The following is a 613-nucleotide window of genomic DNA, read 5'->3' as shown; positions in this document are numbered from 1 at the left end:
CGGCAAACGATGCCCGGGGATCGTCGAGCACCTCGACGATGTCCCCGTCGGTGGTCTCGATACCGACCCGTTGCGGCGTGTAGGCGGTCTTCAAATCGGGCGCAGTGAACGGCGACAGCGCCGTGCGTTGATCTTTGATCCAGACGGTGATCTCACCGTCGTCGACGATGCCGGGCACTGCCTTGATGTCCCAGATGGCACCGCCGAACCGCTTGTGCGCGGTGACCGAAGTCAATTCGCGCCAGCGATCGACGCCGCCGTAGGTGTCCAGGACGGTGGCGAGCAGGTCAGTCATGAGTTCTCCTTAGCGACCGAGGAATTGGCGGATGTGCTGACCGAACTCGACCGGGTACTGGTCGAGAAAACCGTGGCCCGCATCGGGATAGATTCGCAATTGGGCGCCCCGAATCTTCTCGGCCAGCAGGTAGCTGTTCTTGGTGGACATCATGGTGTCGTTGTCACCGTTGGCGACAAGCGTCGGTTGAGCGATGGCCGAAAGACGTTCCAGTTTCGACGATTCCGGGATACCCCAGGTCATCAAGGCCTGGTACTGCGCGTCACGACAAGCCAGAGTGGTCTCGGGGTCACGGTCGGTGTCGCGGGCATGGGTGCG

2 protein-coding genes are annotated in these 613 nt (G+C 62.0%); both read right to left on the bottom strand.

Features of this window, described 5'->3' with window-relative positions:
- A partial coding sequence (locus IMZ11_RS43335; protein WP_228649487.1) for a hypothetical protein occupies positions 1-295 on the bottom strand: 295 nt, incomplete at its 3' end.
- Between the two features lie 9 nt (positions 296-304).
- Positions 305-613 (bottom strand): alpha/beta fold hydrolase (locus IMZ11_RS43330; RefSeq protein ID WP_228649485.1); only part of this gene is annotated, 309 nt, incomplete at its 5' end.

The sequence above is a fragment of the Microtetraspora sp. AC03309 genome, from assembly GCF_020826795.1.
Lineage (GTDB): Bacteria > Actinomycetota > Actinomycetes > Streptosporangiales > Streptosporangiaceae > Microtetraspora > Microtetraspora glauca.
The sequence above is the reverse complement of the archived record's forward strand: the minus strand, read 5'-3'. Positions and strand labels throughout refer to the sequence as shown.